General features: G+C 73.9%; 13 protein-coding genes. 3 read left to right on the top strand and 10 right to left on the bottom strand.

Features of this window, described 5'->3' with window-relative positions; all coding sequences use genetic code 11:
• Positions 1-85: 85 nt before the first annotated feature.
• From ACQRUO_RS24615 to proC, 8 genes are all read right to left on the bottom strand, one after another.
• Entirely contained in the window at positions 86-1,102 is a 1,017-nt protein-coding gene (locus tag ACQRUO_RS24615; RefSeq protein WP_428318223.1) for a lysophospholipid acyltransferase family protein, read from the bottom strand.
• Positions 1,103-1,108: 6 nt separating this feature from the next.
• Positions 1,109-2,215, bottom strand: a complete 1,107-nt coding sequence (locus ACQRUO_RS24610) for an NAD-dependent epimerase/dehydratase family protein (RefSeq protein ID WP_428318222.1) — start codon at positions 2,213-2,215, stop codon at positions 1,109-1,111.
• 139 nt (positions 2,216-2,354) lie between these two features.
• Positions 2,355-2,453, bottom strand: coding sequence for a 30S ribosomal protein bS22 (locus ACQRUO_RS24605; protein WP_003948845.1), 99 nt, complete (start codon positions 2,451-2,453; stop codon positions 2,355-2,357).
• Positions 2,454-2,574: 121 nt separating this feature from the next.
• Positions 2,575-2,784 (bottom strand): helix-turn-helix domain-containing protein, encoded by a 210-nt coding sequence (locus ACQRUO_RS24600; RefSeq protein WP_035847941.1) that lies wholly within the window; start codon positions 2,782-2,784, stop codon positions 2,575-2,577.
• A 192-nt stretch (positions 2,785-2,976) separates the two neighbouring features.
• The gene (locus ACQRUO_RS24595) at positions 2,977-4,176 is read right to left on the bottom strand and encodes an acetoin utilization protein AcuC (RefSeq protein WP_428318221.1); all 1,200 of its coding nucleotides are present in this window, start codon (positions 4,174-4,176) and stop codon (positions 2,977-2,979) included.
• Positions 4,157-5,356 carry an MFS transporter gene (locus ACQRUO_RS24590; RefSeq protein WP_428318220.1) on the bottom strand — a complete coding sequence of 400 codons (1,200 nt, stop codon included), beginning with the start codon at positions 5,354-5,356 and terminating at the stop codon, positions 4,157-4,159. The genes ACQRUO_RS24595 and ACQRUO_RS24590 overlap by 20 nt, the downstream gene beginning before the upstream one ends.
• Before the next feature lie 126 nt (positions 5,357-5,482).
• A complete protein-coding gene (locus ACQRUO_RS24585) occupies positions 5,483-6,136 on the bottom strand; it encodes an HAD family hydrolase (protein ID WP_428318219.1) in 654 nt (217 codons plus the stop codon).
• 61 nt (positions 6,137-6,197) lie between these two features.
• Complete coding sequence (proC, locus tag ACQRUO_RS24580) at positions 6,198-7,025, bottom strand: pyrroline-5-carboxylate reductase (protein WP_428318218.1); 828 nt, start codon at positions 7,023-7,025, stop codon at positions 6,198-6,200.
• A 197-nt stretch (positions 7,026-7,222) separates the two neighbouring features.
• Here proC and ACQRUO_RS24575 point away from each other — a divergent pair, with 197 nt between their 5' ends.
• The 3 genes from ACQRUO_RS24575 (at position 7,223) to ACQRUO_RS24565 (ending at position 10,629) form a co-directional block, all read left to right on the top strand.
• On the top strand, positions 7,223-8,683 hold the full coding sequence (locus tag ACQRUO_RS24575; RefSeq protein ID WP_428318217.1) for a helix-turn-helix domain-containing protein: 1,461 nt from the start codon (positions 7,223-7,225) through the stop codon (positions 8,681-8,683).
• Positions 8,684-8,764: 81 nt separating this feature from the next.
• Entirely contained in the window at positions 8,765-9,214 is a 450-nt protein-coding gene (locus ACQRUO_RS24570) for a hypothetical protein (protein WP_428318216.1), read from the top strand.
• 134 nt (positions 9,215-9,348) lie between these two features.
• A complete protein-coding gene (locus ACQRUO_RS24565; protein ID WP_428318215.1) occupies positions 9,349-10,629 on the top strand; it encodes a hypothetical protein in 1,281 nt (426 codons plus the stop codon).
• Positions 10,630-10,632: 3 nt separating this feature from the next.
• On the opposite strand, the gene ACQRUO_RS24560 is transcribed toward ACQRUO_RS24565, so the two are convergent.
• Positions 10,633-11,121: a hypothetical protein gene (locus ACQRUO_RS24560; protein WP_428318214.1), complete on the bottom strand. Its 489-nt coding sequence runs from the start codon at positions 11,119-11,121 to the stop codon at positions 10,633-10,635.
• 82 nt (positions 11,122-11,203) lie between these two features.
• Positions 11,204-13,048, bottom strand: a complete 1,845-nt coding sequence (ilvD, locus tag ACQRUO_RS24555; RefSeq protein WP_428318213.1) for a dihydroxy-acid dehydratase — start codon at positions 13,046-13,048, stop codon at positions 11,204-11,206.
• Positions 13,049-13,178: the final 130 nt, after the last annotated feature.

The following is a 13,178-nucleotide window of genomic DNA, read 5'->3' as shown; positions in this document are numbered from 1 at the left end:
GGCCGCGGACCCGCATCGAGCGGGTCCGCGGCCGGTCCGGTCGGACGACCGCTCGACGGCCGACGCCGCAGAAGCCTCGGACGCCTCAGAAGAAGACGCTGCGCCGGTCCACCAGCAGCCGGTAGAGCGTGTGCTGGATGGTCTCCCGGACCTCGTCGGTGAGGTTGAAGACCAGCATCGGGTCCTCCGCCGCCTCCGCCGGGTAGCCGTCGGTGCGGATCGGCTCGCCGAACTGGATGGTCCACTTGGTCGGCAGCGGGATCGCGCCGAGCGGCCCGAGCCACGGGAAGGTCGGGGTGACCGGCAGGTAGGGCAGCCCGAGCAGTCGGGCCAGGCTCTTCACGTTGCCCAGCATCGGGTAGGTCTCCTCCGCCCCGACGATCGAGCAGGGCACGATCGGCACCCCGGCCCGCAGCGCCGAGGCGACGAACCCGCCGCGGCCGAACCGCTGCAGCTTGTACCGGTCGGCGAACGGCTTGCCGATCCCCTTGAAGCCCTCCGGCCAGACCCCGACCACCTCGCCGCGCTCCAGCAGCGCCTGGGCGTCCTCGTTGCAGGCCAGCGTGTGCCCGGCCTTCCGGGCCAGCTCGCCGACCAGCGGCAGCACGAAGACCAGGTCGGCGGCGAGCATCCGCAGGTGGCGGCGGGCCGGGTGGTGGTCGTGGATCGCCACCTGGGTCATCAGCGCGTCGAGCGGGATCACCCCGGAGTGGTTGGCCACCACCAGCGCGCCGCCCTCGGCGGGGATGTGTTCGATCCCGCGCACCTCGACCCGGAAGTACTTCTCGGCCACCGGCCGCAGCAGCGAGAGGAAGACCTCCTCGGTCAGCTCGCGGTCGAAGCCGAACTCGTCCACCTCGTAGTCGCCGGTGATCCGCCGCCGCAGGAAGGCCAGCCCGCTCGCCGCGCGGCCCTCCCAGCCCTTGCCGAGGGTCGCGTCGGCCACCGGGCCGAGCCGCCCGGAGAGCAGCCGGCCCAGGCCGTCGGCCAGCCTGGCGGCCACCGCCTCGGTCCGGTCGGTGGGCCCGGGCGACCAGCTCGGTGCGGACTCGATCGGGATCACCTTCGCCTCGCCGGCCGGCTCTTCGGGGACGGCGGTCATCGGGCCTCAGCTCCTCTGGTCGGTGGCGAGCAGCAGCTGGGCCAACCGGTCGGTGACCGCGGTCAGCCGCTCGGGCGGCAGCAGCCCGGCGCGCTGCCCGGCGGCGAAGTCGGCGAAGGCCTCGGGGGTGGTGAACCGCGGCCGGTAGCCGAAGACCTCGTGCAGCGCGGTGGTGTCCACCACCCGGCCGTGGGTCAGCAGGCTGATCTGTTCGGTGGAGAAGTCGGAGACCCTGGTCCGCTTGGCCAGCGCCGCCACCCAGCCCAGAGCGGGCAGCAGCACCGGCACGGTGGGCCGGCCCAGCCGCCGGGCGCACTGCGACAGCAGCAGCACCCCGTCCCCCGCGACGTTGAAGGTGCCGCTGCGCTGGGCGGTGCCGTCCTCGGGGTCCAGGGCGGCCAGCCGGAGCACCTCCACCGCGTCGTCCTCGTGGACGAACTGCAGCCGCGGGTCGTGGCCCAGCGCGGTGGGCAGCACCGGCAGCGCGAAGTACTCGGCCAGCGGGGTGTCGGCGCCGGGGCCGACCAGGTTGGCGAAGCGCAGCACGCTGACCGCGACGTCCGGGCGGCGCCGGGCGAAGCCGCGCACGTAGCCCTCGACCTCGGCGGCGTCCTTGGCGAAGCCGCCCACCGGCAGGGTCTTGGGCGGGGTGCGCTCGGCGAAGACGGCCGGGTCGCGCGGGGTGCAGCCGTAGACGCCGGTGGTGGACTTCACCACCAGGCGGCGGACCAGGGCGGACTGCTGGCAGGCACCGAGCAGCTGCATGCTGCCGATGACGTTGATCTCCTTGACCGTGGCCCGGGCCGCGGCGACCGGGTTGGTCGCGCTGACGTTGAGGTGCACCACGGTGTCCACCGCGTACTCGGCCAGCACCCGGGCGATCGCGGGGCGGCGCAGGTCGGCGTGGGCGAAGACGTAGGGGGCGCTCGGCCCGGCGGCCGGCGGGGTCCCGGTGCGGCGCGGCGGCTCGGTGCGCAGGGCGGGGCCGGTACGGCGCGGCGGCTCGGCGTCCACCCCCACCACCAGCTCCACGTCGGGGTCGCGGCGGATCCGCTCGGCGAACCGGGCGCCGAGCTGCCGGGCCACGCCGGTGACCAGCACGACCTTGCCCACGTCTCGCCGCCCTCCCTGGCGCCGGCCCTGGTGGCGCGGCTGCCTGCACGGTACCGCGTCGGCCCGCGGAAACGGGTGCTGCCCGCCCCGGACGAGCCGGAGCGGGCAGCAGTGCACCTGGAGCGAGGCTCCGCAGGTGTTACTTCTTGTTACGACGCTGCACGCGGGTCCGCTTCAGAAGCTTGCGGTGCTTCTTCTTGGCCATACGCTTGCGACGCTTCTTGATGACAGAGCCCACGGAAAACCCTCGCTCACTGAGACTCGCGCCCGTGAGAGACGGGAGTCCATACGACTGACGGAGGGCCTAGCCTACCGTTTGCTGGCCCGGGCCCGAAAATCGGGGCGGGCGCGTCCGGTGATCAGGCGCTCTGTCGGCCGACGTAGGAGTCCTTGAGGTAGTCGTGGACCGCCTGTTCGGGCACCCGGAAGGACCGGCCGACCCGGATGGCAGGCAGCTCGCCGCTGTGCACCAGCCGGTAGACCGTCATCTTGGAGACCCTCATGACCGAGGCGACTTCTGCCACGGTCAGGAAGTTGACCTCTTGCAGGGGGCGTTCGCCGGAACTCATGACCTCACCCGACCCTTTTCCGTGTGCAAGGCACCGGCTTCCCCTCCGGTGACTCCACCGACACACGCGTATCCCCAGAGTAGTTGCGCGTGGTACGGGTGGGAAGAGGGGGATGCCGACTCCTTGTACGGTCAGAGATAAGACCATTGCAGTAGGTAGCCGGTCAACCGTCTGGCGCAGCTCACGCCGTGCTCAGGGCAACAGCCCGAGCTGCGGGAAGACCGCCCGGCGGGTGCCCAGGATCGCCTGGTCCAGCCGGTCCCCGGGGTCGTAGCCGCTCTCGGCGAAGTCGCGGTAACGGGCGTCGCCGCCGTCGGTCATCCGGGGCGGGGCCGGGCGCCGGGTGCGCCGGTAGACCTCGGCGCGCCACTGCTCGGGGGTCTCGGCGGCGGGCTCGATCGGCTGCCCGGCGGCGATCGCCACCAGGTGGGTCCAGGTCCGCGGGACCACGTCCACCACCGCGTAGCCGCCCCCGCCGAGCGCCACCCAGCGACCGTCGCAGTGCTGGTGGGCCAGCTCGTGCAGGGCGAGCGCGACCGCGCGCTGGGCGTCCACGGTGACCGCGAGGTGGGCCAGCGGGTCCTCCAGGTGGGTGTCCGCGCCGTGCTGGCTGACGATCACGTCCGGCCGGAAGGCGGCGATCAGCTCGGGCACCACGGCGTGGAAGGCGCGCAGCCAGCCGGCGTCCCCGGTGCCGGCCGGCAGCGGCAGGTTGACCGCCGAGCCGGGCGCCTGCTCGCCGCCGGTCTCGGTGGCCCAGCCGGTCTGCGGGAAGAGCGTGCTGGGGTGCTCGTGCAGCGAGATGGTGAGCACCCGCGGGTCGTCCCAGAAGGCCTGCTGCACGCCGTCGCCGTGGTGCACGTCCACGTCGACGTAGACGACCCGCTCGGCGCCGAGTTCGAGCAGCCGGGCGATCGCCAGCGCCGCGTCGTTGTAGACGCAGAAGCCGGAGGCCCGGCCGGGCATCGCGTGGTGCAGCCCGCCGGCGAAGTTGACGGCGTGCCGGGCCCGGCCCTGCCACACCGCCTCGGCGGCGGCCACCGACTGGCCGGCGATCAGCGCGGAGGCGGAGTGGATGGCCGGGAAGGCCGGGTTGTCCTCGGTGCCCAGCCCGTGCCGCTCGTCCAGCGAACCCGGCTGCTCGGCCGCCTTCCGCACGGCCTCGATGTAGTCCAGCCGGTGCACCAGGTGCAGGGTGGACTCGCCGGCCGGCGGGGCCGCGGTCACCGTCACCGAGGGCAGTCTCGGCAGGTCGAAGGCCTCGACCAGTCTCATGGTGAGCGCGAGCCGGGTCGGGTCCATCGGGTGGACCGGGCTGAAGTTGTAGGCGGTGACCCCCTCGTCCCAGAAGAGGCGCAGGCTGCAGGACTGGTCAGGCGCGGCTGGTGGCATGCTCCAACGCTAGTGGCTCGCTCCCGGCCGGAGCGAAGTGCCCGGCGAGCGGGACCACGACCAGCACCAGCAGCAACGGCGCCAGCAGCGCCCAGCGGTAGGAACTCGCCCCGGCGATCGCGCCGACCAGCGGGGAGCCGACCAGGAAGCCGACGTAGTTGAAGAGGTTGAGCCGGGCCACCGCGGCGTCCGAGTCGTGCGGGAAGAGCCGCCCGCCGGCCGCGAAGACCTGCGGGATCACCGCGCAGATGCCGATGCCGAGCACGGTGAACCCGGCGATCCCGGCCCAGGGGGCGGGCGCGACGGCGGCGATGCCGAAGCCCAGCGCGGCCACCGCGCCACCGGCCCGGACCACCACGGCGGCACCCAGCCGCTGCACCCAGCGGTCGCCGAAGGTGCGCCCGAGCAGCAGCGCGACCATGTACCCGGCGTAGCCGAGGGCGCCCACCCGGTCGCCGCTGTGCAGCGTACCGGTCAGGTACTTGGCGCTCCAGTTGGAGACCGTGGAGTCGGCGATGTAGGCGAAGGCCATGGCGGCGCAGAGCGGCAGCAGCGGGCGCCAGGGGATGGACCGGGCGGCCGCGGCCGCCGCCTCCTGCACCGCGCTGCCGAGTTCCTCGGGCCCGGCGTGGAACCGCCCGGCGACCAGCGCGGCCGGGATCACCAGCAGCATGCAGCCGCCGAACAGGACGGCCAGGTGCAGGTGCGCCCCGCCGCTGGCGAGCAGCGCGCCGAGGATGCCGCCGGCGCTGAACCCGGCGTGGAAGCCGAGCATGATCGAGCGGCCGTAGCGGTGCTGCAGGCCGACCCCGAGCATGTTCATCGAGGCGTCCAGGGCCCCGACCAGCAGCCCGAAGGCGGCCAGCGCCAGGGCCAGCGCCCAGAGCCGGTGCCCGAGGCCCACGCCGACCAGGGTGAGGCAGAGGGCGGGCTGGACCACCCGCAGCACGGCCCGCGGGCTGGTCCGCTTGACCAGTTGCTCGGAGGAGATCGACCCGACGCCGGCCAGGATCGGCACGGCGGCCAGGAAGACGGTCAGGGTGCCGTCGCTCAGCCCGTACTGCCGCTGGATGCCCGGGATCCGGGTGACCAGCAGGGCGAAGGTGGTGCCCTGGAGCAGGAAGCTGACCAGCAGGGCGGTACGGGCCCGGCGCAGCCGGGCGGGGACCTCGGTCGTCATCCGGACCTCGCTCACCACCGGCACAGCACTACTGGCCGGTACGACGATATTGGCGCGAGCGTAGGGGGTGGCGCTCCGTTTGGGGAGGGTGCGGACGCAAGGATCTCGACCGCCGGACCGTCCGGCTCAGCCGTCCAGCAGCGCCGGCAGCTCGGCCAGGCTGTCGATCAGCCCGGTGGCACCGGCCGCGGTGAGCCGCTCGGCGGGGGTCAGCGCGGTGTAGCCGTAGACGTCCATCCCGGCCGCCCGGGCCGCCAGCACGCCCATCGGGCTGTCCTCCAGTACCAGGCAGCGCGCCGGGTCCACCCCCAGGCTGCGGGCGGCGTGCTGGAACAGGTCGGGGGCCGGCTTGCCGACGCCGACGTCCTGCGCGCTGAAGATCCGCTGCTCCGGGACGTGGCCGCGCAGCCCGGTCAGGTCCAGCGCGGTGCGGATCCAGGCGTGCCCGGCCGAGGAGGCCAGGCAGTACGGCTGCGCGCGCCGCTGCAGCTCCTTGAGCAGCTCGGCGGCCCCGGTCACCGGGGTCAGCTCGGTGTCGAAGGCGGCGAACACCCGGTCGTGGAAGGCGCCCGGGAAGTCGGCCGGCAGCGTGCCGCCGAACCGCTCCGCGATCACCTCCGGCACCGCGTGGCTGGCCCGGCCCATGAAGTCCCGGTAGGAGTCCTCGATGGTGGTCGGGAAGCCCAGCTCGGTCAGGTACTCGGCGAGCAGCCGGTTGGCGATCGGCTCGCTGTCCACCAGCACGCCGTCGTTGTCGAGGATCACCAGGTCGTAGCGCACCCGGTCCAGCCTAGGGCCTGCCCAGTCCCGGGCCGGCGGCCGGCCCGGGACCGCCGCCGGCTCACTTCCCGCCGGAGGCGAGCTCGCGGGAGCGGTCCCGGGCCGCCTCCAGCGCCCCCAGCAGCGCCGCCCGCACCCCGTGGTTCTCCAGCTCGCGGATGGCCGCGATGGTGGTGCCGGCCGGCGAGGTGACCGCCTCGCGCAGCTTGACCGGGTGCTCGCCGGAGTCGCGCAGCATCACCGAGGCGCCGATCGCGGACTGCACGATCAGGTCGTGCGCCACCTGCCGGGGCAGGCCGAGCAGGATGCCGGCGTCGGTCATCGCCTCGACCAGGTAGTAGAAGTAGGCCGGCCCGGAGCCGGACAGCGCGGTGGCCGCGTCCTGCTGCGACTCGGGCAGCCGCAGCGCCTTGCCGACCGACTGGAAGATCTCCTCGGCCCGCAGCAGGTGCTCCTCCTCGGCGTGCGAGCCGCCGGAGATCACGCTCATCCCCTCGTCGACCAGGACCGGGGTGTTGGGCATCACCCGGACCACCGGGGTGCCGGCCGGCAGCCGGGCCTCGAACCAGCGGGTCGGGATGCCGGCGGCGGCCGAGATGATCAGCTTGTCGCTGCCGACGTGCGGGCCGAGCTCCTCCATCAGCGTCCCCATGTCCTGCGGCTTGACCGCCAGGATCAGGGTGTCGGCCAGCTTGGCGGCCTCCCGGTTGGAGCAGGCGGCGACCCCGTAGCGGCGGGCCAGCTCGGCGGCCCGCTCCGGGCGCCGGGCGGTGACCCAGACCTCGGCCGGGCGCTTGCCGGCCCGCAGCAGCCCGGAGAGCAGGGCCTCGCCGATCTTCCCGGTGCCCAGGAAGGCGATCCGCTGCGGGTGGACGGCACTGCTGCTCATGACCGGACTCCTTGCTCACCTGGTGCACCGTGACGGGACGTCCGACCCATCCTTCCACTCACGGGCGCCCCACCGGGGGCGGCGTCCAGCGAGCGGACGGTGCGCCGAGACGGGCGGGCGCGGTGCCACCGTTCGGGCCCGGAGCCCCCACCGGAACTCCTGCCGGGGCCGACCGACGGGCAGTGCAATCGAGAGCCATGGAGCAGGCAGCGCGCAAGCGCTCACCCGACGGCAGTACCGGCCTCGGCCGGCGACTACGCGAGTTGCGCCTCCGGCGCGGACTCCACCAGCACGACCTCGCCTGCGCGCACCTCTCGGTCAGCTACGTCTCGCTGATCGAGACCGGCAAGCGGGTGCCCTCCGAACGGGTCCTGAGAAGACTGGCCGACCGGGTCGGCTGCACCGTCGACTACCTGCGGACCGGGTGGGACGCCGCCCGGGTCAAGGAACTGGAACTCAAGCTCACCCGCGGCGACTCGGCGCTGCGCGCCGGCGCCGCCGACGAGGCGCTGCAGGCCTTCGGCGAGGCACTGGCCGAAGCCCAGCTGCTCGACCCGGACACCGCCCGGCGGACCCGGCTCAAACAGGCCCTGGCCTGCGAGCAGTCGGGGCGCTGGGCGACCGCGGTCGAGCTCTACCGGGCCCTGCAGGAGGACCCGGCGATCGTGCCCGGCTCCGCCGAGTGGGCGCAGCTGGTGGTCGGGCTGTGCCACAGTCACCGCGCGGCCGGCGAGCTGGCGCTGGGCATCGAGGCCGGCGAACGGGCGCTCGGGCAGCTCGACCGGCGCGGCACCGGCGTCACCGACGACCACCTCCGGGTCGGCGCCGCGTTGATCGGCTGCTACCACGACCGCGGCGACCTGACCCGGGCTCAGCTGTTGGCCGGCCGGCTGACCCGGGCCGGCGGGGCGGGCGGCTCCCGGGCGGCCCGCGGCGCGCTGTACTGGAGCGCCGCGCTGGTCGCCGAATCGCGCGGCGACCTCGCCGAGGCGCTGGCCCTCACCGAGTGGGCGCTGGCGCTGCTGGCCGGAACCGACGGCGGGCGCGACCTCGGGCTGCTCAGGCTCGCCTGCGCCGACTACCTGCTCGACCTGGGCAGCGCCGACCTGGCCCGGGTGCGGGCCCTGCTGGCCGAGCCGGCGGCCGAGCCGCCGGAGACCGACCGCGGCGGCGGCAGCGCGGTCGGCACCACGACGGGCGGCGCGGCGGGCGGCACGGCGGGCACCGCCGTCCGTGGCACGGTCGGCAGCCCGGCCGAGCAGGCCGCCGAGCAGCGGGTGCGGGCCCGGCTGGCCCTGCGGCTGGGCGAGCCGGGGGCGGCCGCCGGGCACGCCGAACGGGCGCTGCGCCTGCTGCGCGACGAGGCCCGCTGGGAGTCCGGCTACGCCCTGGTGCTACTGGCCGAGGCGCAGTTCGGGCAGGGCCGGCCCGACCTCGCCGCCCGGACGCTGGGCACGGTCGAGCAGCGGCTGGTCGGCGCCCTGGCCGACCGGAACACCGCCCGGGTCCGGCGGCTGGCCGGCGACCTGTGGCAGCGCGGCGGCTACCCGGCCGAGGCGCTGGCCGCCTACCGGCGGGCGCTCGGCGAGGTCGGGCTCCCGCCGCTGCTGCGACCGGACGCGGATGCCACCGGCGTGCGCCCGCACGGTTGCCAGTAGGGGAACCATCCCCGGGCAGTAGGGGAAAACTCAGGGCTGCCGATGCTGGCCCGCGGGCCGCCCGAGGAGCACCGTAGAGGCATGGAACACGGAGATCTGTCACGACGCGAGAACCGTCAGCTGGCCGTCGCCTCGGCGACCCTCGGCCCGTGGCGCACCGCCGCGGCCGTGGGTGCGGTGGTCGGCGGCGCCGCCCTGGCCGTGGACGTGGTCACCGGGCACTGGACCACCAGCATCCTGGCCGGCCCGGTCGAGCTGGCGCTGTTCTTCTTCTTCCTGGTCGGCGGCCTCGGCGGGCGGCTGCGCCGGGACACCGGCGACCGCCGGCTGCGGCGCTGGGCCGACGCCAACCCCTGGCAGTCCGCGCTGCCGCTGAGCGGCGCGCTGCTGGTGCTGAACACGCTGGCGCTCACCCTGCTCGGCAGCTGGGGCCTGTTCGGCGCGGTCTTCGCCTCGCTGCTGCCGGCGGGCATCCTGCTGGTGGTCCTCGGGGTGGTGGGACAGGTCAAGGCCTCCCGACGGGCCGGCTGACCCGAGCACCCAGCCGGCCGGAGCGGGGGTCCGGCCGGGCAACTGGGGAGGTACCGGCACAGAACACGCACCGGGCATTCGCATGTTGACCGCCCGGTGCGTGAACTGTCCCGGAGCCTCTGCATACTGACCGCGTGCCGATAACCGACGACCCAGAGTCGCAGCCGCCCGCCGGGGAACCCGACCCGTTCGAGAACCTGGTGCTGGACGAGGAGTTCATCAAGGGCGCCCGCGTCAAGGAGCCGGCCGGTCGCACCCGGATCCTGGCCGCCCGCTGGCGCAACCGGCCGCCCGAGCCGCAGCCGGCCTGGCGGCCGCCGACCGAGCCGAAGAAGCGCTTCGGCAAGCGCCCGGTCAAGCGCGACGCCTGGGGCGACCCGATCCTGCGGCCGAAGCGGAACCGCTGGCAGGCCCCGGTGTACGTGGTGCTGGCGATCGTGGTGGTGGCGGCGGGGCTGAACATCAGCGGGCTGCACGGGTGGTACCTGAGCCACTTCGGCGACAAGGGCTCGGCCTCCCTGGTGGGCGCCTCCCCCGCCCCGACCCGGCCGGTGCCCACCGAGGCCCCGGAGACCGCCCAGCCGACCGCCGCGCCGCCCACCCAGGCCCCGCAGACCCCGACCGTGGCCCAGCCCTGGCTGGGTTCGCCCGCCGAGGCCTGGCCGGCCGGGCCGGACGCGATCGTGGCACCCCCGGCGCAGGCGACCGGGGTGTTCTCGCAGCACGAGGTGGCGGCGCAGCTGCAGACCGTCAAGGACTTCCTGGTGTCGAGCAACATCGACCCCGCGGTGGTGGCCGGCGCGACGCCGCAGCACGCGCTGGACCTGCTGGACTCCCAGAGCCGTGCCGAGGTCGAGGCCGCGCTGGCCCATCCCTCGCACGACCACGACCCCACCAGTTACGTCAGCCGGTTCAACCCGCGCACGGCCGTCCCGGCCGGGAACGTGGTGAAGGTGCAGGGCCGGATGACCTTCGAGGGCGACGGCCACCGAGGTGTCGTGGTGCACACCGACTACGACTTCGTCTACGCGCTGGTTCCGGGCCCGACGACCTTCGACCCGTCGGGCGTGCCGAGCGCCTCACCCACCCAGGGCGGCGGGAACGGGCAGTCCGTCTCCTTCCTGAGCCTCGACCCGAAGGCCGAGGTCACCCGGGAGATCGTCCGCCGGACCCAGGACTTCCGCTTCTACGACCCGAGCGCCTACACCGTGGAGACCGGAAAGCTCTCCTTCGGGCCCGGCTCCTCCAACATGGGCAACAACTACTGCGAGGGCGGGGACGGCTGGCTGGAGCCGGTCTTCCCCGACACGAACGGCGGGGACGACGGGCCGCACAACGGCGCCACCGTCGACCCCTACGACCTCAGCAAGCCGGTCCCCGACGACGGCAAGTGCGGCACGTCCTCCCGCAGCTAGGTCCTACCGCTTCTTCCGCTTCCCCGGCCGTCCGGCCCGCGTGGCCTCGCGCTTCGCGTGCCGGACGGTGGCGCGTTCCAGCGCGGCACGCCGGACGCCCTCGCCGGGGGCCTCGGTGAGGCTGCGGAAGAAGTAGGCGGCGGCCGCACCCACGCAGCCGATCAGCCAGACCGCGCCGAGCGACTTGTCCTCGGCCATCCAGCCCTCCAGCGAGTCGCGGCCCTCGGCGAGGATCTTCCAGGTGCGCAGCGCGGCCAGGCAGGAGCAGATCGCGATGGCGCCCAGCAGCAGCACGTTGACCAGGCCGCCGGCCTTGGACATCTGCACCCCGCCGACCGCGAACTGCAGCACGAACCCGCCCGCCACCACGGTGAGGAAGGCGCCGAGCGAGACCGCGGCGCGGCGCAGCCAGTAGGCGCCGCCGCGGTCCACCCAGGTGGTGCCGAAGAAGCGGATGGGCTCGGGGGCGGGCGTGGTGGAGTCCTGGTTCACGTCCTCCAGTATCCAGGGCGCCCGCCGGAACCCGGTCCGACCGGGGGCTGGCCGAGGTCTGGCCGGGTTCGGACCGGCTTCGTCAGCCCAGCTTGGAGACGTCCCGCACCGCGCCCTTGTCGGCCGAGGTGGCCATCGCCGCGTAGGCCTTGAGCGCCGCGCTGACCGGCCGGTCGCGGTGGGCCGGCTGGTAGCCGCCGGACTCCTCCAGCCGCAGCCGGCGCTCGTGCAGCTCCTCGAAGGAGACCTCCAGCGCGAGCTTCCGGCCCGGGATGTCGATCGAGATGATGTCGCCGTCCTCGACCAGCGCGATGGTGCCGCCGGCGGCCGCCTCCGGGGAGGCGTGGCCGATCGAGAGGCCGGAGGTGCCGCCGGAGAACCGCCCGTCGGTGATCAGCGCGCAGGCCTTGCCGAGGCCGCGGCCCTTGAGGAAGGAGGTGGGGTAGAGCATCTCCTGCATGCCGGGGCCGCCCTTGGGGCCCTCGTAGCGGATGACCACCACGTCGCCGGCCTTGACCCGCTTGGTGAGGATCGCGTCCACCGCGTCCTCCTGGGACTCCAGCACCACGGCCGGGCCGGAGAAGGTCCAGATCGACTCGTCGACGCCGGCGGTCTTCACGATGCAGCCGTCCTCGGCCAGGTTGCCGTAGAGCACGGCCAGGCCGCCCTCCACCGAGTAGGCGTGCTCGACGCTGCGGATGCAGCCGCCCGCCTGGTCGGTGTCGAGGGTCTCCCAGCGCTCGGACTGGGAGAAGGCGGTGGCCGAGCGGACGCAGCCGGGGGCCGCGTGGAACAGCTCGACGGCCTCCGGCGAGGGCGAGCCGCCGCGGATGTCCCAGGTCTTCAGCCACTCGGCGAGCGAGTCGCTGTGCACGGTGTGGACGTCCTCGTTGAGCAGCCCGGCGCGGTAGAGCTCGCCGAGGATGGCCGGGATGCCGCCGGCCCGGTGCACGTCCTCCATGTAGTACGAGCCGTTGGGCGCGACCTTGGACAGGCAGGGCACCTTGCGGGAGATCCGGTCGATCGCCCGCATGTCGAAGTCCAGCTCGGCCTCCTGGGCGGCGGCCAGCAGGTGCAGGATGGTGTTGGTCGAGCCGCCCATCGCGATGTCCAGCGCCATCGCGTTCTCGAAGGCGGCGCGGGAGGCGATGCTGCGCGGCAGCACCGAGTAGTCGTCCTGCTCGTAGTGCCGCTTGGTGATCTCGACGACGTTCCGCCCGGCGGCCTCGTAGAGGGCCTTGCGGGCGGTGTGGGTGGCCAGCGTGGAGCCGTTGCCGGGCAGCGAGAGGCCGATCGCCTCGGTGAGGCAGTTCATCGAGTTGGCGGTGAACATGCCCGAGCAGGAGCCGCAGGTGGGGCAGGCGTTCTCCTCGATGATCGCGATGTCCTCGTCCGAGACGGACTCGTCGGCCGCGTCGGCGATCGCGTTGATCAGGTCGAGCTTGCGCACCGTGCCGTCCACCAGCACCGCCTGGCCGGCCTCCATCGGGCCGCCGGAGACGAAGACGGTGGGGATGTTCAGCCGCAGCGCGGCCATCAGCATCCCGGGGGTGATCTTGTCGCAGTTGGAGATGCAGATCAGCGCGTCCGCGCAGTGCGCGCTGACCATGTACTCCACGCTGTCCGCGATCAGGTCGCGGGAGGGCAGCGAGTAGAGCATCCCGTGGTGGCCCATGGCGATGCCGTCGTCCACCGCGATGGTGTTGAACTCGCGCGGCACGCCGCCGGCCGCCTTGATCGCCTCGCTGACGATCCGGCCGACCGGCTGCAGGTGGGTGTGGCCCGGGACGAACTCGGTGAAGGAGTTGGCCACCGCGATGATCGGCTTGCCGAAGTCCTCGCGGGCTACGCCGGCGGCCCGCAGCAGGGCGCGGGCGCCGGCCATGTTGCGACCATGGGTGACCGTACGGGACTTCAGCTCGGGCACGGGATCTCTCCATTCCCTTCGGGCAGGTAACTGCCGAGCCTACGCCTGCCGTCCGCCCGCCGGACGCACCGTCCGCGATGCGGTCAGAGCGTCCCGGGGCCGCCCGCCAGGACTGGCTCAGCCCGGCTCG

This window comes from Kitasatospora sp. LaBMicrA B282 (assembly GCF_050325825.1).
Lineage (GTDB): Bacteria > Actinomycetota > Actinomycetes > Streptomycetales > Streptomycetaceae > Kitasatospora.
This window is presented reverse-complemented; position numbering and strand designations above follow the sequence as displayed.

Bases quoted from the DNA above. Each gene is read 5' to 3' on its own strand.
- ACQRUO_RS24595 (WP_428318221.1), bottom strand. From the start codon at position 4,176: ATGCCACCAGCCGCGCCTGACCAGTCCTGCAGCCTGCGCCTCTTCTGG.
- ACQRUO_RS24615 (WP_428318223.1), bottom strand. From the start codon at position 1,102: ATGACCGCCGTCCCCGAAGAGCCGGCCGGCGAGGCGAAGGTGATCCCG.
- ACQRUO_RS24600 (WP_035847941.1), bottom strand. From the start codon at position 2,784: ATGAGTTCCGGCGAACGCCCCCTGCAAGAGGTCAACTTCCTGACCGTG.
- ACQRUO_RS24590 (WP_428318220.1), bottom strand. From the start codon at position 5,356: ATGACGACCGAGGTCCCCGCCCGGCTGCGCCGGGCCCGTACCGCCCTG.
- ACQRUO_RS24575 (WP_428318217.1), top strand. From the start codon at position 7,223: ATGGAGCAGGCAGCGCGCAAGCGCTCACCCGACGGCAGTACCGGCCTC.
- ACQRUO_RS24570 (WP_428318216.1), top strand. From the start codon at position 8,765: ATGGAACACGGAGATCTGTCACGACGCGAGAACCGTCAGCTGGCCGTC.
- proC (WP_428318218.1), bottom strand. From the start codon at position 7,025: ATGAGCAGCAGTGCCGTCCACCCGCAGCGGATCGCCTTCCTGGGCACC.